The 17,587-nt window shown below is 75.3% G+C and carries 12 protein-coding genes; 3 read left to right on the top strand and 9 right to left on the bottom strand.

Annotated features, from left to right (window positions below; all coding sequences use genetic code 11):
• The 5 genes from ACFOWE_RS32890 to ACFOWE_RS32910 all read right to left on the bottom strand — a co-directional run.
• The coding region (locus tag ACFOWE_RS32890) for a hypothetical protein (protein WP_377294814.1) at nucleotides 1–869 on the bottom strand (869 nt) is incomplete at its 3' end.
• A gap of 325 nt (nucleotides 870–1,194) precedes the next feature.
• Nucleotides 1,195–2,211 (bottom strand): NAD-dependent epimerase/dehydratase family protein, encoded by a 1,017-nt coding sequence (locus tag ACFOWE_RS32895; RefSeq protein WP_377294816.1) that lies wholly within the window; start codon nucleotides 2,209–2,211, stop codon nucleotides 1,195–1,197.
• Nucleotides 2,212–2,294: 83 nt separating this feature from the next.
• Entirely contained in the window at nucleotides 2,295–4,550 is a 2,256-nt protein-coding gene (locus ACFOWE_RS32900) for a SulP family inorganic anion transporter (RefSeq protein ID WP_377294818.1), read from the bottom strand.
• Nucleotides 4,551–4,622: 72 nt separating this feature from the next.
• Nucleotides 4,623–6,194, bottom strand: a complete 1,572-nt coding sequence (locus ACFOWE_RS32905) for a hypothetical protein (RefSeq protein WP_377294820.1) — start codon at nucleotides 6,192–6,194, stop codon at nucleotides 4,623–4,625.
• Between the two features lie 183 nt (nucleotides 6,195–6,377).
• Nucleotides 6,378–6,944 (bottom strand): YbhB/YbcL family Raf kinase inhibitor-like protein, encoded by a 567-nt coding sequence (locus ACFOWE_RS32910; RefSeq protein WP_377294822.1) that lies wholly within the window; start codon nucleotides 6,942–6,944, stop codon nucleotides 6,378–6,380.
• Nucleotides 6,945–7,037: 93 nt separating this feature from the next.
• Here ACFOWE_RS32910 and ACFOWE_RS32915 point away from each other — a divergent pair, with 93 nt between their 5' ends.
• Nucleotides 7,038–10,646, top strand: coding sequence for an AfsR/SARP family transcriptional regulator (locus ACFOWE_RS32915; RefSeq protein WP_377294824.1), 3,609 nt, complete (start codon nucleotides 7,038–7,040; stop codon nucleotides 10,644–10,646).
• Here the strand turns inward: ACFOWE_RS32915 and ACFOWE_RS32920 are convergent.
• The 4 genes from ACFOWE_RS32920 to ACFOWE_RS32935 all read right to left on the bottom strand — a co-directional run bounded on the left by ACFOWE_RS32920 (nucleotide 10,619) and on the right by ACFOWE_RS32935 (nucleotide 15,984).
• The gene (locus ACFOWE_RS32920) at nucleotides 10,619–10,990 is read right to left on the bottom strand and encodes a hypothetical protein (protein WP_377294826.1); all 372 of its coding nucleotides are present in this window, start codon (nucleotides 10,988–10,990) and stop codon (nucleotides 10,619–10,621) included. The genes ACFOWE_RS32915 and ACFOWE_RS32920 overlap by 28 nt on opposite strands.
• Nucleotide 10,991: 1 nt before the next feature.
• Nucleotides 10,992–14,045 (bottom strand): DEAD/DEAH box helicase, encoded by a 3,054-nt coding sequence (locus ACFOWE_RS32925; protein ID WP_377294828.1) that lies wholly within the window; start codon nucleotides 14,043–14,045, stop codon nucleotides 10,992–10,994.
• Nucleotides 14,046–14,203: 158 nt separating this feature from the next.
• Nucleotides 14,204–15,019, bottom strand: coding sequence for an ABC transporter permease (locus tag ACFOWE_RS32930; protein ID WP_377294830.1), 816 nt, complete (start codon nucleotides 15,017–15,019; stop codon nucleotides 14,204–14,206).
• Complete coding sequence (locus ACFOWE_RS32935; protein ID WP_377294832.1) at nucleotides 15,016–15,984, bottom strand: ATP-binding cassette domain-containing protein; 969 nt, start codon at nucleotides 15,982–15,984, stop codon at nucleotides 15,016–15,018. Before ACFOWE_RS32935 ends, ACFOWE_RS32930 begins: the two co-directional genes overlap by 4 nt.
• 180 nt (nucleotides 15,985–16,164) lie before the next feature.
• Here ACFOWE_RS32935 and ACFOWE_RS32940 point away from each other — a divergent pair, with 180 nt between their 5' ends.
• Together ACFOWE_RS32940 and ACFOWE_RS32945 are read left to right on the top strand one after the other, a co-directional pair.
• Nucleotides 16,165–16,773 carry a PH domain-containing protein gene (locus tag ACFOWE_RS32940; protein WP_377294834.1) on the top strand — a complete coding sequence of 203 codons (609 nt, stop codon included), beginning with the start codon at nucleotides 16,165–16,167 and terminating at the stop codon, nucleotides 16,771–16,773.
• A 176-nt stretch (nucleotides 16,774–16,949) separates the two neighbouring features.
• Nucleotides 16,950–17,587 (top strand): PH domain-containing protein (locus ACFOWE_RS32945; protein ID WP_377294836.1); only part of this gene is annotated, 638 nt, incomplete at its 3' end.

Genomic DNA, 17,587 nt, shown 5'->3' on the forward strand with positions numbered 1-17,587 from the left:
GTCAGCAGGAGGCCGGCGCCCGCGGTCAGCGGGCCGAGCAGCGCCAGCGCCAGGAAGGCCACGCCCCGTACCCGGGTGGAGACGTCCGAGGAGACCGGAGCGCCGTCGGCCGTGCTGGGGTGCAGAGCCGCCGCGCCGACCAGGACCGAGGCGAGGAGCCAGGCCGCGGTGGTGCCGGGACCGGACGGGCGGCCCGCGGCCAGGTCGAGCAGGCGCAGGCCGTCGGCGGTGAACAGCGCTCCCTGGGCGCCGCCGAGCAGGAGCAGCCACGGCGCCCGCCCTCTGGCCAGTCCCATCCGCGTGACCAGGCCGAACAGGAACAGGTCGATGACGGAGGTGGCCAGCGCGAAGGCGAGTTCCACACCGGAGAAGGCGCTCCGGCCGAGCAGCGGGTCGACGAAGAAGGCCCAGAAGGGCATGGTCACGCCGACGGTGATGATCGAGGAGTCCAGCAGCGCCGCCCGGGGTGACTCGCTGTGCTCCCTGCTCAGCAGCACCAGCGCGAGCAGCGCGAAAGAGTAGCAGACCACCACGAGGCCGTTGTAGAGCCGCATGGCCCCGGGGATCTCCAGCCAGACCCAGCCGACGGCCCAGACCAGGACCGTCGTCAGCCAGTTCGTGACGCTGCCCGCCGCGAGCAGCCGCCAGGGCCACCGGTCGCCCAGGCCGTGCCGGCGGATCCCCGCGACGACGGCCAGCGCCGACAGCCCCTGCACGGCCACCCAGGGCAGCACGTCCAGCGGGGAGGAGAAAGCAGGAGCGGCCAGGGAGAGCAGGCCGCCGGCCACGAGGAGCGCCGGCCAGCCGTACGGCTCGCGCACGAGGCGGATGCGGGCCGTACGGGCCACTCCAGAGGATGTCCGGCTCATGTCCCCTTCTCCCGGTCCGTCATACGCCGGTCCCGGGCGTCGGGGGTCCCCGGCGGGATCCGGCACGGTCGACCGTGCGGTACGGGCCGGCCCGGGTAAGGCGGTTCCACCTCCCGTCACCCCCGAGTCCGGCGTCCCCTCATCGGCAGGAGGGCCGGTGACCTGACGAAGACCGTGGAAAACGCCGGGACCCGCGCCGCCCGCCCAGGGGCCCTCCGCGCGGCCGGCGGGAGCGCCGGCCGCGGTCCGGCGGCGCAGGGGACGAGACCGGAGCGCGGTCCGCCCCGGGCGGGACGCGGAGCGGGGCCCGCGGAGAAGTACGCGCTCAGGAGCGCTCGTCCCACTCGGCCAGGATCCCGGCCTCCTTGTCCGGGTCGATGCCGTGGCGCATGCGCTCGTTGCCGAAGGACCGCCGCTCCACCGGTACGTCGCGGAGCCACTCCCAGGTGTCGCGGACGGTCTCGGCCACCGGCCGGCAGGTCAGCCCGGCGGCCAGGGCCTTGGCCGAGGACGGCAGCCACACCCCGGCGAAGGCGGGGTCGGCGGGCGCCCAGAGCGGCAGCTCGACCCAGGGCTGCACCCCGCGCTCGAGGAGGAACCCGTCGTCGACCCAGGCGAGCTCGGCGTGCGAACCCGTCGCGGCCCGGCACTCCTCGAGGAAGCCGCGGTAGGTCGTGTTGCCCGGGACCCCGCTGACGAAGAACCGGTCGTCCGTGCCCGCCTCGGCCTGCGACAGGGTGAACGCGGCGATGTCCCGGGCGTCGACGAGCTGCATCGCGGTCTCCGGGTCACCCGGGGCGAGGACCCGCCCGCCGCGGGCGATCCGGGTCAGCCACCACGGCAGGCGGCCGACGTTCTCGTGCGGGCCGAGGATCAGACCGGGCTCGATGATCAGGGCGTTGCCGTCGAATCCCTGCTCCACCGCGCGCTCGCAGCCGGCCTTGAGCGTGCCGTAGTCGCCGTCCTCGGGCCCCGCGTCCGGGGCGCACTCGAAGCGCGGCGAGGACTCGTCCGCCGGTCCCTTCCCCGGCCACTCGGAGCAGGCCGAGATGCTGGAGATGAAGGCGTAGGTGGCGGCCTTCCCGCTGAGCGCGCGCACCGCGTCGCCGACGACCCGGGGGACGAACCCGCAGACGTCGACGACGACGTCCCACTCCCGGCCGCGGGCGAGCCGCTCCAGGTCCCCGGCCGACTCGCGGTCGCCCCGGACCGCCTCGACACCCGGCAGGTCCTCGCCGCTCCTGCCCCTGTTGAACGTGGTGACCTCGTGTCCGCGCCGCAGCGCCTCCTCGACGATCGCCCGGCCGAGGAAGACCGAGCCGCCGATGACCAGAATTCTCATGGCACCTGATTCTTCGCACCCGCCGGAGGGAGCGGTACCGGCTTTCACCCGTGGCGCAAGCCGTACGCCCGGAGCGGAACGTCTCAGACCGGGCCGGCGGGGACGGGGGAGTGGTGGTCGAGGACGTGGACCCTGGCGGCGGGGATGTCGAAGTAGAGGCCGACCAGCTCCAGGCGCCCGGCGAGCAGGAGCCGCTCCACCCCGGGATGGGTGCGCAGGTTCTCCAGCTGCTGGAGCACGTTGAGCCGGCAGAGGCGGTCGAGCGGGCCCTGCTCGGCCCCCTCGTGCGCGGCGGAGACGTACCGGGCCAGGCTCAGGTGGCCGTGCCGGAGCCAGCGGGCGAGCTCGGGCAGCTCGGCGGCCTTCTCCCCGCCGTCGAGCAGCGCGGCCATGGCGCCGCAGCCGGAGTGGCCGCAGACCGTGATGGTGCGGACCCCGAGCACCTCCGTGGCGTACTCGATCGCGGCGGTGACCGAGTGGTCCGTGGGAGCCGCCCCCCGGCGCGGGACCAGGTTGCCGATGTTGCGGAGGGTGAACAGGTCGCCGGGGCCGCTGGCGGTGATGAGGTTCGGCACGATGCGGGAGTCGGCGCAGGTGATGAAGAGGTGGGACGGCTCCTGCTTGCGGGCCAGGCCGTGCAGGACGGGCCGGACCAGCGGGGCCGTGCGGTGGTGGAACTCCCGCGCGCCGGCCAGCAGGTCGGGTACGGCGGGCCGGCCGCCGGGAGCCTGGTGCCGGACGGGGATGAGGGAGCCGGCGGCCGGGAGCCTGCGCCGGCCCCGGTGGGACCAGGGCAGCCACCAGCGGTCCGGGGCCGTCGGCGGGGTTTTGGCCGGCAGCCTCCGGGCCCCGCCGGCCGCCATGGCGTACCACTCGTCGTGGATCTCGTCGATGTCCACCGTGCCGCCGCCGCGCTCGTGGTTCTGCCGCCAGGCGTGGACGGCCTCGAAGGCGGCGTTGTCCATGAAGTCGATGTTCAGGTCGAGGTCGACGGCGGCTCCGGGCGGGACGGCGCCCAGCTCCGCGGTGAGCCGGGGCACCCCCAGGAAGGTCAGCGAGCCGTCGATCGTCACGTGCCAGCGGCCGTCGGGCTCCCGGGCGGCCCGCACGGTCACCCGGGTGAGGCGGCGCAGCGCGAGCAGGGCGGCGAGTCCCAGGCCGAGCAGCACGCCCTCGGCGAGGCCGAGCACCACCACACCGCCGAGGGTGACGAAGTAGACCGGCACCTCGCCGTGGCCGCGCAGGTTGTGGACGTGCCCGATGTTGACCATCTGCACGCCGATGAAGACCAGCAGGGCGGCCAGCGCCTCCAGCGGGATGAAGGTGACCGTCCAGCCCAGGCCGAGGGCGAACAGCAGGATCCAGCCGCCGTGCAGGATCGCCGACCAGCGGCTGCGCGCGCCGGCCCGGACGTTGGTGGTGCTGCGCACGATGACCCCGGCGACGGGCAGGGCGCCCAGCGCGCCGCTGACGAGGTTGGCCACACCCTGGGCGGTCAGCTCCCTGTCCAGGTCGGCCCGCCTGCCGTCGTGCAGTTTGTCGACGGCCACCGAGCAGAGGAGCGACTCCACCCCGGCGAGCAGGGCGACGAGGATCACCGCGGTGGCGATCCCGTGCCAGTCGCCCTGCGGCCAGACCGGGGCCGACCACTCGCTCAAGTTCACCGACAGGTCGATGCGGGTGACGTCCCAGCCGAACGCCCACGCGGTCACGGCGGTCACGGCGAGGGCCGCCAGCGGGGCGGGGACGAGGCGGAGACTCTGCGGCAGCCGGGTCCAGACGAGCAGGACCGCGATGGTCAGCAGGCCCGCGAAGACCGCGTAGCCGTGCAGGCCGGCGATCTGCGCCGGGAGTTCGAGGATGTTCTCGACCGCGGACGACTGCGGGCTGCCGCCCAAGATGACGTGGAGCTGGGAGAGCGCGATCACCACGCCGACGCCGGCGAGCATGCCGTGCACCACGGCCGGCGAGACGGCCAGGGCCGCGCGGGCGACCCGGAAGACCCCCAGGAGGAGCTGGAGGGCGCCCGCCATCAGAGTGATCATGCAGGTGGCCCGCCAGCCGTACCGGACGACGAGGTCGGCGACCACGAGGGCGAGCCCGGCGGCGGGGCCGCTCACCTGGACGGCGGAACCGCCGAGGAACCCCGCCACGATGCCGCCGGCCATCCCGGCGAGCAGTCCGGCCTCCAGAGGGGCTCCCGAGGCGACGGCGATGCCGAGGCAGAGGGGCACCGCCACCAGGAAGACCACCAGGGAGGCGGGCAGGTCGTACCGCAGCACGGAGGCGATACGGCTGCGCGTGGTTACAGTCTTCTCACTCTTCGTGTCCGTCCCCATAGGGCAGACCTTATGCCGAAGGCCCCCTGCGGGCGGGCGCTCGCTGGGGGCCTTTACGGAGGACGGGGGAAATCAGCGGTAATAGTCGGGGTAGTCCTGGTCCTGGTCCTGGTTGCGGTGGTGGCTTCCCCGTGAACCCGGTCGGCCGTGCCCCTCGACGGCCGCGCTCGGCGCGCCCGTGCCGTAGAGCTCGCCGTAGCTCGGCCAGCTCCCGCTCCCGGCGCCCGCGGCTCCGGTCGGAGCGGGGCCGGTGGCGGGGCCCGCGGAGGGGGCGGGCTCGGGCCAGGCCACGGGGTTCGCCGGGGAGACGTACTGGCCGGTCTCGTACCCGTACTCACCGCCGGTCGCGGAACCGGACGGCGCGGCGGCCGGGTGGTCGTAGGGGGAGACGGCGCGGGACGGACCCGTCGGGGTGGAGACCGCGGGGCTGGGACCGGTGAGGACGTCGTCCTCGATGACCGCCCAACCGGCGCTGACCTCGTAGGAGGAGGGGGTCGCCGGGGCGGCGTCGTAGACCGGGTTCTGGTACGAGCCGTAGGAGGGGGCGGGGTCGTCCAGGATGTCGGCGGTGTTGACCGCCGCCCAGCCGCCGGAGCCCGGAGTGGTGGCCTGCGCCCACGGGTTGTCGGAGGCGGGCGCGGCGCCGTAGGGGGCGGCGAGCGGGTCCGGCACGGAGGACGCGGCGGGGGCCGGCGGCATCGGCATGGCGGGGAAGCCGCCACTGGTCGTGGGGCCCATGGGGGCCATCGCCGGCTCGCCGGCGAGGGGGCCGAGCGGGGAGCCGGGAGCGGCCGGTGAGGCGCCGCCGTGCGGGTAGGAGGTGCTCAGCGGATCGCCCAGCACGTCCGGGCGGGAGGAGCCGCCGCCGGAGGTGAGGCCGCCCGCGGTGCCCGGCGCGGCGGCGGGGGCGGCGGACGCGGCGGCGGCGGCGCGGCTGCTCCGGCGGGAGCCGCGGGAGCCGGAGCGCGCTGCCCGGCCCTCGCCGAAGGCGCCGGGAGTGGGCGCGGCGAAGGTGACGGTCTTCTGCTCGGCCAGGGAGGCGGCGCTGGGAGCGGGTTCCGGGCGGACCGGCTCGACCAGGTCGCCGAGATCGCTGAGGTCGCCGAGGTCCGGGGAGGCCGCGGCCACCGAGGCAGCCGAGGCCGCCGCCGGAACCGGCGCGGGCGGGGTCTCCTTGGGCCGGGACCTGCTCGGCAGCGGGGCCTGCACGGTCACCGCGTCGGCGTCGACACCGGCGGTCTGGTGCTCGGGACGGTCGACGGGACGGTCGGCGCCCACCTTGGGGCTCAGGGAACCGCCGAAGCCGCCGTCGTCGGCCTGGAGCTTCTCCCAGTAGTCCTCGTCGTAGTCGTCGGGCTCGCCGAACTCGTTCACGCCCCGTTTACCGCGGGCTCCGGACGGCCGCGGACGGGGTTTGGGCTCGTCGAACGGCGAGAGGTCCGGAGTGAAGTGGTCCATCTTGGGCTCTCGGGCCGCGAACTCGTCGATGGAGCGCGTGGGGGTCGAGGCCTCCTTCTCGGCCATCTCGCGCAGCCGCTCCGCGGGGAGCGCGCTCTCCCTGCGGTTCATCGACCGCATGCCCAGTGCCACGACGACGAGCACGAGGAGCACGACGGCCACCAGGCCCACTATGACCAGGATCATTGCACCACCCTCAAGGCCATGGCCTCCCAGCGGCGCCGGTGAGATCGCGCGGCCATCGACGCGACCTGCCCCCTGTGATCACCTGCGCTCGGACATTGGAACTGATTGTGTATGACCACTAGGAGCGTTGTCACACCCTATGTGAAGAATCGGTAACCATCACTACCTCCGGTGCTCGGCTTGTCACTCGATGTGCGTCGCGGTCAGTCGTCCCCAGGCGATCGTCCTGTCCGCGATGCTCTTCAAGGTCTCGGAGAGGGGGGCACCCTTGGCGAGACCGACCTTCCGGTCGAGCGCGTAGACAGTGAAACGATAGTTCTCCTGAGGCCGGCACGGAGGCGCATAGCCCACTTTGCCGTTGGTCGTTCCGCCCTCCACGGCCCCCACGGGGATCGTGCTCTCGGTCAGCTCGTTCGTGCCCGGATGGATGTCGAACACGACCCAGTGCACCTCGGCGCCGGTCTGGGAGTCGTTGTTGTCGACCACGATCGCGATGGACTTGGCGTCGCCGGGCACTCCCGACCAGCGCAGGGGCGGGTTGCCCACCGAGCCGCGGCAGGAGTAGTCGGACGGCAGGGGGCTACCGTCCCGCAGCGTGGGACTCGAGACGCTGAGCGGCTCCAGCCGGAGACGCTCGGCGGAGGCGGCGCTACCGATCATGCCGCATCCGGAGGAGACGACGACGAGCGCCGCGGACACCGCCATCGTGGCGGCTCGGCGTACGCGCGTAGACGTGTTCGACTGCCCCATGCCCGATGATGCTACGCGGATCTGGAAGGTGCGCCGACCGGATCACGAGGTTCCGCGGCGTAGAAATGCCGCTCGATCGGCCAGAATCAATGGATGGACGGGGTAAAGATGGATACCGAGGCAAATTTCTCCATCCTCGGTCCTCTCGAGATCCACCGCTCCGGACGGCCCGTGGAGATCGCGGGACGGCGCCTGCGCTCCCTCCTCTGCCTGCTGGCCCTCGACGCCGGGAAGGCCGTGCCCGCCGACCGGCTGGTCGCGGGCGTGTGGGGCGACCGTCCCCCGGCCGCGGTGGGCAACGCCCTGCAGGCGCTGGTCTCCCGCCTCCGGGCGGCCCTGGACGGGGACCGGTCCCTGGTGGAGGCCGCGGTGAGCGGCTACCGGCTGGCCGCGGACCCCGGCCGGGTGGACGCCCACCGGTTCGCCCGGCTGGCCGCCGAGGGCGGCTCCGCGCTCGCCGCGGGCTCCGCGGCGGAGGCGGCGGCCACGCTCCGCGCCGCGCTGGCGCTCTGGCGCGGTTCCGCCCTGTCCGACCTGGACGAACGCGAGATCGTCGCGGCCCAGGTGGCCCGCCTGGACGAGCTGCGCCTGACCGCGCTGGAGGACCGCGTCGAGGCCGACCTGCTGCTCGGCCGCGAGACCGGCCTGGCCGCCGAACTGCCCGCGCTGATCGCCGCGCACCCCTACCGTGAGCGGCTGCGCGGCCAGTTCATGCGCGCCCTGTACGGCGCCGGCCGCCACGTCGAGGCGCTGGCCGCCTTCGAGGAGGCCCGCGCGGTCTTCGCGGAGGAACTGGGTGCGGACCCCTCACCCGAGCTGGCCGCGCTCCACCTGTCCATGCTGCGCCGCCAGGCCGCACCGCCCGCCGGTCAGGCCGCGCCGTCCTCCCCGGGTGCCCCGCCGTTCCGGGACGATGCGAGGCCCTCCCCGGGCGCCCCGCCGTTCCGGGACGATGCGAGGCCCTCCCCGGGCGCCCCGCCGTTCCGGGCACGGCAGGAGGCGCGGGAGGACCCGCCCGGCCCGCCCCGCCCGGGAAACCTCCCGGCCAGGCTCACCAGTTTCGTCGGCCGGGAGCACGCCGTGGCCCGTACGGCGGAGCTGCTGGCCGGCCACCGGCTGGTCACCCTGACCGGTCCCGGCGGAGCGGGGAAGACCAGGCTGGCCGTCGAGACGGCCGAGGCGGTCGCCGGCCGGATGCCCGGCGGCGTGTGGCTGGTCGAGCTGGCCCCGGTGGCCGATCCGGCCGAGGTGCCGCAGGCCGTCTCCTCGGCGCTGGGTCTGCGTGACGGCTCCCCCCGGCCGCCCGGCGTCCTCCTCGGATCCGTCCGCGACCCGCTCACCCGGCTGCTCGCGGCCCTGGCGGGGGAACGGATGCTGATCGTCCTGGACAACTGCGAGCACGTGGTGGAGGCGGCGGCCGGACTCGCCGACCGGGTGCTCGCCGGCTGCCCCGGGGTGCGGATCCTCGCCACGAGCCGCGAGCCCCTCGGCATCACCGGCGAGCTGACCTGGCCGGTGCCGCCGCTGGAGCTCCCGCCGGAGGAAGGGGCGGCGGACGCCCCCGGCCTTCCGGACGCCCCCGGAGCCTCGGACGCCCCCGGCATCCCGGACGCCTCCGGTCTCCTCGCCTACCCCGCGGTCCGCCTGTTCGCCGAACGCGCCGCGGCCGTCCGCCCCGGCTACCGGTCCGAGACCGAGATCGCGGCGGTGGTGCGGATCTGCCGCGAGCTGGACGGCATGCCGCTCGCCATCGAGCTGGCCGCCGCCCGCCTCCGCTCCCTGTCCGCCGGGCAGATCGCCCACCGCCTCGACGACCGGTTCCGCCTGCTGACCGGCGGCAGCCGTACGGCGCTGCCCCGGCACCAGACGCTGCGCGCGGTGGTGGAGTGGAGCTGGGATCTGCTGGACGGGCAGGAACGCACGCTGGCCCGTCGGCTGGCGGTCTTCGCCGGTGGCGTCTCCCTGGAGGCCGCCGAGCACGTCTGCTCAGGGGAGGGGCTGCCGCGCGGCGACGTGCTCGACGTGCTGTCCCGCCTGGTCGACAAGTCGCTGGTGGTGGCGGTCGCCGGTCCCGACGGCGCCGCCCCCCGCTACCGGATGCTGGAGACCATCCGCGCCTACGCCGCCGGACGGCTGGCCGCCTCGGGCGAGGAGGAACGGCTCAGGCCGGCGCACGCGGTCTTCTTCACCGGCCTGGCCGAGGCCGCCGACCCCGGGCTCCGCGACCGGCGGCAGAAGGCGTGCCTCGCCGAGATGGCCCGTGAGCACGACAACCTGTCGGCGGCGCTGCGCTGGACCACCGAGACGGGACGCGTGGACCTGGCGCTGCGGCTGGTCGGCGCGCTGGGCTGGTACTGGTGGCTGTGCGGGCACCGCACCGAGGCGGCGCACCGGGCCCGTGAGGTGCTCCGGCTCGCCGGCGACGCCGAGCCCGGGCCGCTCGCCCTGGCCCGGGCGGTCTACGGGGCCAACGCGATCGGCACGGGCATCGGGCTCGACATCGCGCGGGCGGAGCTGGCGGAGGCGATCCGCCTGGCCAGGCAGGAGGTCGAACCCCCCTGGCACCCCCTGGTCGTGCTGGCCGGGCCGATCGTCGAGATGTTCGCGGGCGCCCGCCCCGACGACGGCTACCTCGACGAGATGTTCGCCCACCCCGACCCCTGGGTGCGGGCCCTGGCCCACATGTTCCGCGGCTCCGTGCACCTGGCCGCCGGCCGGACGGACGCCGCCGAGGCGGAGATGCGGACCTGCCTGAGCGGGTTCGAGGAGCTCGGCGAGCGCTGGGGCGTCGGCAACGCCGTGGGCGTCCTCGCGGAGCTCGACTTCATGCGCGGTGAGCCGGAGAAGGGGATGGAGAAGCTGCGCGAGGCCATCGCCGCCCTGGAGGAGATCGACGCGGCCGACGAGGTCGCCTACATGCGCGGCAGGCTCGCCTTCGCGCTCAACCTGCTGGGAGACCGGGCGACGGCGCGGGAGCTGCTGGACGAGTCGCTCCGCGCAGCCCTGCGCAGCGGAGATCAGGTCGGCGGAGTGGCCTTCCTCGCCGCCCGGGGCGACTTCGCCCGCGAGAGCGGCGACCTCGCCGAGGCCCGGCGCTACTACGCCGAAGCCCTGCGGATGGCGGACGCCGAGGCCGCCATGCCGGTCCAGATCAGGGCGGTGGTGAACGTCTCGCTCGGCCTGCTGGCCGAGCAGGAGGGCGACCCGGCCAGGGCCCGCCGCCTGCTCGGCACGGCGCTGGAGCAGGCGGCGGGCTCGGCGGACGCGACGGCGCTCGGCATGGTGCTGATCGGGCTCGCGGGCCTGGCGCTGGCGGAGGGCGACCCGGCCCGGGCGGCGGCGCTGCTCGGCGGCGCCGCGGCGGCCCGGGGCGTCGAGGCGGTCGTCGACTTCGACCACGTGCGGATCACCGCCGGAGTGCGCGCCGCGCTCGGCGAGGAGGAATTCGCCCGGTGCTACGGGCGCGGCCGGGCCATGCCCCGCACGGCCCTCCTCCCCCTGGCGGGCGGGGACGTCCCGCCCGGCACTCCGCCTGACGCCCCGGCGGACGTCCCACCCGGCGTCCCACCCGGCGTCCCGCCCGGCGCTCCGCCTGACGTCCCGGCGGACGTCCCACCCGGCGTCCCGACGGACGTCCGGATGGACGGGGCCGGCCCCGGGAGCGGTCCCCCGGCTCAGCCGTCCTCGCCCAGCGCCCGGTAGGGCCTGCGCAGCAGGTCGACCAGGGGGATGTGCCGGACCTTGACCGGTGGCGGCTCCAGGACGCGCAGCAGGAAGTCGGCGGGGACCCCCGTGCCGGCCGCGCGGGGGCGGAGACCGTCCAGCGGGACGCCGGGGGAGTAGAAGTCGTCCAGCCGCCGCTCGAACGGCACGTCCTCCACCGGCTCCATTCCGGAGCCCTGCCCGGGTCCGCCGGGGCCGGCGCAGTGCTCGATGCGGTGCCCGATGCCGTCCGCGCCGGGCCCGTCGCGCCCGGTGCCGTCCCCGCCGGGCCCGTGGCGCCGGAGTCCGTCCTGCCCGGGCCCGTCGCGACCCTCGCGCGCCATGTCAGCCCACCGCCCCGGGACCGAGGGCGAACAGCTCGCGGAGCCGTTCGGTGGAGAGATCGGCGATCCAGTCCTCGCCGGTGCCGACCACGCTCTCGGCCAGGGCCTTCTTCCGCTCGATCATCTCGTCGATCCGCTCCTCCAGGGTGTCCACGCAGACGAACTTCCGCACCTGGACGTTCCGCCGCTGCCCGATCCGGAAGGCCCGGTCGGTCGCCTGGTCCTCCACCGCGGGGTTCCACCACCGGTCCACGTGGATCACATGGTTGGCGGCGGTCAGGTTGAGGCCGGTCCCGGCCGCCTTCAGCGACAGCAGGAACAGCATCGGCCCCTCGGCGCCGGAGAACCGCTCCACCAGCTCGTCGCGCCGGGTCCTGGACAGCCCGCCGTGCAGCCAGAGCACCGGCCGGTCCAGCCGCGCGGCGAGGTACGGCCGGAGCAGGGAGCCGAACGCGGTGTACTGCGTGAAGACGAGAGCCTTGTCCCCCTCCTCGACGATCTCCGCGGCGATCTCCTCCAGCCGGGCGAGCTTCCCCGACCGGCCCGCCAGCGGTGAGCCGTCACCGAGCAGGTGGGCGGGGTGGTTGCAGACCTGCTTGAGCCGGGTCATCGTGGCCAGCACGTTGCCGCGCCGTTCGACGCCCTCGGTGCGGTCGATCCTGCCGAGCATGTCGTTGAGCACGGCCCGGTACAGCTCCGCCTGCTCGGGGGTGAGCGTGCACCAGACCTTCATCTCCAGCTTCTCCGGCAGGTCGGAGATGATCGACCGGTCGGTCTTCAGCCGGCGCAGCACGAACGGCCCGGTGGCCCGCCGCAGCGCCCGGGCGGCCTCCTCGTCGCCCCGGGCCTCGATCGGCTCCTGGTAGCGCCTGCGGAACCGCTTGGCGGGACCGAGCAGGCCCGGGTTGCAGAACTCCATGATCGACCAGAGTTCGGCGAGGTGGTTCTCCACCGGGGTGCCGGTCAGCGCCAGCCGGGTCCGGGCGGGGATCGACCGCACGGCACGGGACTGCAGGGCCGTGCTGTTCTTGATCGCCTGGGCCTCGTCGCAGACCACCCGCTCCCACTCCAGCCGCGCCAGCGCCGGCGCGTCGCGCAGGGCCGTGCCGTAGGTGGTGACGACCAGGTCGGCCTCCCGTACGGCCGCCGCGAGCTCCGCCTCGCCGCGCCGGCGCGTCCCGCCGTGGTGGACGTAGACCCGGAGGGAGGGGGCGAACCGGGCCGCCTCCTTCTGCCAGTTGCCGACCAGCGACATCGGGCAGACCAGCAGCGTCGGCGGCACCGGGCCGCCGGTCCGCTCGCCGAGCAGCAGGGAGAGCGTCTGCGCGGTCTTGCCCAGCCCCATGTCGTCGGCGAGCACACCGCCCAGGCCGAGGCCGGACAGGAAGCTCAGCCACGACAGGCCGCGCTCCTGGTAGGGGCGGAGCGTCCCGCGGAAGCCGGAGGGCGTGGCGACGGGGGTCAGGCGGTGGTCGGCCTCACCGGAGAGCAGGTCGCCGAGGAGACCGTCGGCCTCCACGCCGACCAGCGGCAGCTCCTCGTCACCGCCCTCCACGACCTCGCGGATCACCTCGCCGACGCTCGCCTCGCCGCCGCGCCGTCCGGCGGCCCGCAGCGCGGCCTTGAGCTGGGCGTCGTCCAGCTCGACCCAGCGACCGGCGATCCGGGCCAGGGGGATCCGCCGGCCGGCCAGCGCGGCCAGCTCCTCCTCGTCCAGGACGTGGTCGCCGACGACCACGTCGAACCGGACGGTCACCCGGTCGTCCAGACCGGTCACCGGCCCGTTCCGCGTGCCGCCGGCGGCCGGGCCGGCGGTCATCCGCAGGCCCAGCCCCGCCCGCCCGGCCCAGGCGGGCAGCAGCACGCCGTACCCGGCGGCCCGCAGCGCGGGCGCTCCACCGCGGAGGAAGGAGAAGGCCCAGGCCGTCTCGACGGTCAGCCCGGTCGGCTCGGCGGCCCGCAGCGCGAGGTGCAGGTCGGGATGGAGGCGGACGGCGCGCTCCAGCTCGGTGCGGAGGAGCTCCATCGGCGACTCGGGCAGCCACGGGGGCCGCTCGCCGGCCAGGATCCGGGCGGCGGGCACCATGCGGCCGGGCTCCCCGGCGGGGGACAGGCCGAACTCCACCTCCCAGGGGTCGTCGTCGCCCGCCGGCTCGGCCAGGCGGAAACAGGCCCGGACGGGGCCGTCCAGCTCGTGCGCGGCGGCGAGCCACGCGCCCAGGGCCTCGCCGAGGGTGGTGGCCTCGGCCGGCCGGGCGGAGGGGAGGGAGGGGTCCTCCGCGGTCAGCGCGTGCAGCCAGCGGTCGGTCAGCGCGCTCCGCAGCCCGGGCCGGTTCCCGGCGATGAGGCGGTCGGGCATCGCCGACCGCGCCGCGCCGTCCACCAGCCCGTCCAGGGCCTCCCGCAGCACCCGGGCGGAGGGCCGCTCCCCGCCCGCGGCCCGGCAGACCGGCGGCATCGCCGCGGCGAGGCCGCGCAGGGCGGCCGCGTCGGATCCGGTCAGCACGGGCCTCCAGCGGGCCTCGGGCACCTCGCCGGTCCGGGCGAGCTGGGGGAGGACGCGGCCCCGCCGCACCAGGGCGCGGGCATGCTCGCCCACCACGGCGAAGTAGCGCAGGGACAGGCCCGGCGTCCACGCCGGGGCGTCGTCGGGGTCGAACAGGGACACGGGATCGTACGGCGGGAGCGAGCCGAGCAGGGGCAGGGCGGCCGCGGGCGGGACCAGGAGCGCGGGCACGCGCCAGGAGGAGATCCCCGTGCCGCCACCGGCCGGAGCGGCCCTGCCCGACTCGGGCGAGGGGATCGGGCCCCGCGCCGAGGAGGGGAGCAGCAGGGTCAGTCCGGCCTCCTGCGCGGACGGGGACCCGGCGGGGGCCGTCTCCGCGGAGCCGGGACCCGCCGCGAGCAGGGCGGCCAGGGCGGGCGCGGCGGCCGCGAACGGATGGGCGGGCGTGCCCTCCGCGGGGCCGGGGCCGCTCTCTCCCGGGCGCGGGGCGGTGTCCTCCGCCCACAGGCCCAGCCGTCCGTCCACCCAGACACCGTGGACCACCAGCACGCCGTACCCCCGTTCTCGCGGACGTCGCCCGTCACGGCGCTCCGCCCGTCCGCCCCGTGGGAATCCGCCACCGGACCCGAAACGTTACACGGGCCCCGCCGCGGCGGGACCCGTGAGGCCCCGCGGGCCCCCGCTGCGGTGAGGCCCGCGGAACCGGGTCACACCCGGCCGCGGAAGGCGCGGATCGCCAGCGGCGCGAAGACCACGGCGAACCCGGCGGACCAGAGCAGGGAGGCCAGCGTGGGATGGGCCACCTCGCCGCCGATCATCAGGCCGCGGATGGCGTCGGCCAGATGGGTGACCGGGTTGACGCCGGACCAGGCCTTCAGCCAGTCGGGGAAGGTCTGGGCCGGTACCAGGGCGCTGCTGGTGAACGTCAGCGGCATCATCGTGGAGAAGGTGATCATCTGGACCTTCTCCGGGCTGGACGCCCTGAGCCCGATCAGCACCGACATCCACGACATGGCCAGCGAGACCACCACCAGCAGGGCCAGCGCGCCCAGCAGGCCGAACACACTGGTCTCCACCCGGAACCCCAGGACCATGCCGAAGCCGACGAGCAGGGCGAAGGCCCACACCTGCTTGACGGTGTCGGCGATGACCCGGCCCGACAGCGGCGCGGTCCGGGCGATCGGCAGGCTCCGCAGCCGGTCGAAGACGCCCTTGCTGATGTCGGTGTTCAGGCCGATCGCGGTGGAGAGCGTGTAGAACAGGGCGTTCTGCACGAGGAGCCCCGGGAGGGCGAACTGCAGGTAGTCGCCCGTCGATCCGGCGATCGCGCCGCCGAACACGTAGGTGAACAGCAGCAGGAACATGATGGGCTGGATGCTCAGGTCGAGCAGCTCCCAGGGGTTGTGCTTGATCTGGACCAGGCTGCGCCAGGCCAGCGTCATCGTCTGCCGCAGCGTGGCCACCGGGCCGACGCGCCCGGCCCGGAGCGGCGCCGCCGGGGCCGCCGTCGTCATCGCGGTCATGCGAGGGACTCCTCCTTCTCCGGGGCGGGCTCCTCCTCGGCCCGGTGGCCGGTGAGGGACAGGAACACCTCGTCCAGGCTGGACCTGCGCAGTGCCAGCTCGCCCGCGACGACGCCCAGGTCGTCGAGGCGGCGGACCACGGCGGGCACGGCCGCCGGGTCGTGCACGGAGACGGTGGCCCTCCCGCCGGTCAGGTCGGGGGTCTCGCCGATGACGTCGGCGACGACCTTCGCGACCAGGCCGAGGTCGTCGGGCCGCAGCGGCCGGACCTCGAGGATCTGCGCGCCGGTGGTCGCCTTGAGCTCGTCGGAGGTGCCGGAGGCGATCACCCTGCCGTGGTCGAAGACCACGATGTCGTCGGCGAGCTGGTCGGCCTCCTCGAGGTACTGGGTGGTGAGCAGCACCGACACCCCGTCGGCCATCAGGCCGCGCACGACGCTCCACAGCTCCGTCCGGCTGCGGGGGTCGAGGCCGGTGGTGGGCTCGTCGAGGAAGAGCACCTGGGGCCGCCCGACCAGGCTCGCCGCCAGGTCCAGGCGGCGGCGCATGCCGCCCGAGTAGGTCTTGGCGGCCCGCCCGCCCGCCGCGGACAGGTCGAAGCGCTCCAGCAGCTCGGCCGCCCGCCGCCGGGAGTCCGCCCGCGACATGCCGAGCAGCCGGCCGATCATCACGAGGTTCTCCACGCCGGTGAGCATCTCGTCCACCGCGGCGTACTGCCCGGTCAGGCCGATGAGCGAGCGCACCTGATGGGCCTGGCGCACCACGTCGAACCCGCCGACCGCGGCCCTGCCCGCGTCGGGGCGGAGCAGCGTGGCGAGGATCCGCACGGCGGTGGTCTTGCCCGCGCCGTTGGGCCCCAGGACGCCGAGCAGGCGCCCCTGGGGCACGACGAGATCGACCCCGTCGAGCGCCCGGGTCTCCCCGTAGCGTTTCACCAGGCCTTCCGCCTGGATGGCAGGTTGCATGAGTGGTCCCCTCCGTCGTTCGTCCCTGTCGTGCGCCCTGTCGTGCGCCTCCAGCATGTACGGGGCCGCTGACACTTTCCTGACGTCTGTCCGGCCGGGGGACAGGGACGCTGAGAGATCGCTGACGGGCCGCTGACACGGCGCTCCATCTGCCGGAAAACGACCGTTTAGGCTGGCGTTGTGAGCGATCAGAGCGATACGAACGGGGACGTCGTGGGCGCCGTGCCGCCGCCCGTCCAGGCGGGCGGGCGAGCCCGGCCCGCGAAGGCCTCCGGCGGGGTTCCCCTGAGGGACCCCGCCCACCCGGTCTCCCGCCGGGCGATCGGGCTGTGGTTGCTGCAGGGGGCGGTCTGGACGGTGCTCCTGACCGGCGGCTCGGTGTTCCTGGCCCGCTGGATCGCCGAGGCCCGCTGGTCCTGGCTTCCCGGCTGGGCGCCGGACAACGCCGCGCTGCTGCCGTGGCTGGTGGGCGTGGTGCTGGTGGCGGCGACCGTCACCGAGTCGCTCTGGCGGTACGCGGTCCACCGCTGGGAGCTCACCGGGGACGTGGTCTACGCGCGCTCCGGATGGATCAGCAGGGAGTGGGTGTTCGTCCCGGTCAGCCGGATCCAGACGGTGGACAAGGCGCAGGGCTGGTTCGAGCGGATGCTCGGCCTCGCCACGCTGGAGATCCGTACGGCCTCCCACGCGGGCTCGTCCACGATCAGGGGCCTCGACCACGAGGTGGCGGCGCGGCTCGCCGCCGAGCTCGCCCGGCGGGCCGAGGAGCTGAGGGACGACGCGACGTGACCGGACCATCCCCATCCGACCCGCGGCCCTCCGACGCGTCGCCGCCCGGTCCGCCGCCCGGTCCGCCGCCCGGTCCGCCGCCCGGTCCGCCGCCCGGTCCGCCGCCCGGTCCGCTGCCCGGTCCGCCGTCGGCTCCCGATGCGCCACGGCCTTCCGATCCGTCGCACGCTCCCGGGATGCCGCCCTCCGACGTGCCGCCTCCCGAGGCGCCGGCCTCCGGCCCGCCGGTTCCCGTGACGCCGCCGGCCACGCCGGCGCTGAAGCTCAGCCCGAAGGTGCTGCTGACCGACCCGATCCGGATGCTGCCCTCGCTCTTCCTGCCGCTGGCCGGAGTCCTGTTCCTCGGCGGGTTCTCGGCCGGCTCGTTCGCGTGGGCGGCGCTCGGCGTCGTGGGCTCGGTCGTCTACTCCGCCGTCCGCTGGGCGACCTTCACCTACCAGGTCGTCGGCGACCGGCTGGAGCTGACCCGGTCGCTGATCAGCCGGTCGGTGCGGACGATCCCGCTGGAGCGCATCCGCGGCGTCGACGTCAGCCATCCGCCGCTGCACCGCCTGCTGGGCATCGCCGTGCTGCGGATCGACACCGGCGCCGGCGGCGGCGACAAGCAGGAGGGCGAGCTCGACGGGGTGACCGAGGCCGAGGCCGAGCGGCTCAAGGCCGTGCTGCTCTGGCACGCCCGGGCCCGCACGGCGCGGCGGGAGGCCCGCGGGCCCGTCCCCGGCGTCCCGGCGCCCGGCACGGGCCGGGGACCCGTGCGGGGCGGGCGCCGGGCCGTACGGGCCGGGGGCGTCGCCGCGCGGGCCGGGCGGCGGGC

The organism is Planomonospora corallina, assembly GCF_042650625.1.
GTDB classification, from domain to species: Bacteria; Actinomycetota; Actinomycetes; order Streptosporangiales; family Streptosporangiaceae; genus Planomonospora_B; species Planomonospora_B corallina.

What these genes read in the sequence shown, in the direction of transcription:
- ACFOWE_RS32930 (WP_377294830.1), bottom strand. Translation starts at nt 15,019, where the DNA reads ATGACCGCGATGACGACGGCGGCCCCGGCGGCGCCGCTCCGGGCCGGG.
- ACFOWE_RS32920 (WP_377294826.1), bottom strand. Translation starts at nt 10,990, where the DNA reads ATGGCGCGCGAGGGTCGCGACGGGCCCGGGCAGGACGGACTCCGGCGC.
- ACFOWE_RS32905 (WP_377294820.1), bottom strand. Translation starts at nt 6,194, where the DNA reads ATGATCCTGGTCATAGTGGGCCTGGTGGCCGTCGTGCTCCTCGTGCTC.
- ACFOWE_RS32900 (WP_377294818.1), bottom strand. Translation starts at nt 4,550, where the DNA reads ATGGGGACGGACACGAAGAGTGAGAAGACTGTAACCACGCGCAGCCGT.
- ACFOWE_RS32935 (WP_377294832.1), bottom strand. Translation starts at nt 15,984, where the DNA reads ATGCAACCTGCCATCCAGGCGGAAGGCCTGGTGAAACGCTACGGGGAG.
- ACFOWE_RS32895 (WP_377294816.1), bottom strand. Translation starts at nt 2,211, where the DNA reads ATGAGAATTCTGGTCATCGGCGGCTCGGTCTTCCTCGGCCGGGCGATC.
- ACFOWE_RS32915 (WP_377294824.1), top strand. Translation starts at nt 7,038, where the DNA reads ATGGACGGGGTAAAGATGGATACCGAGGCAAATTTCTCCATCCTCGGT.
- ACFOWE_RS32910 (WP_377294822.1), bottom strand. Translation starts at nt 6,944, where the DNA reads ATGGGGCAGTCGAACACGTCTACGCGCGTACGCCGAGCCGCCACGATG.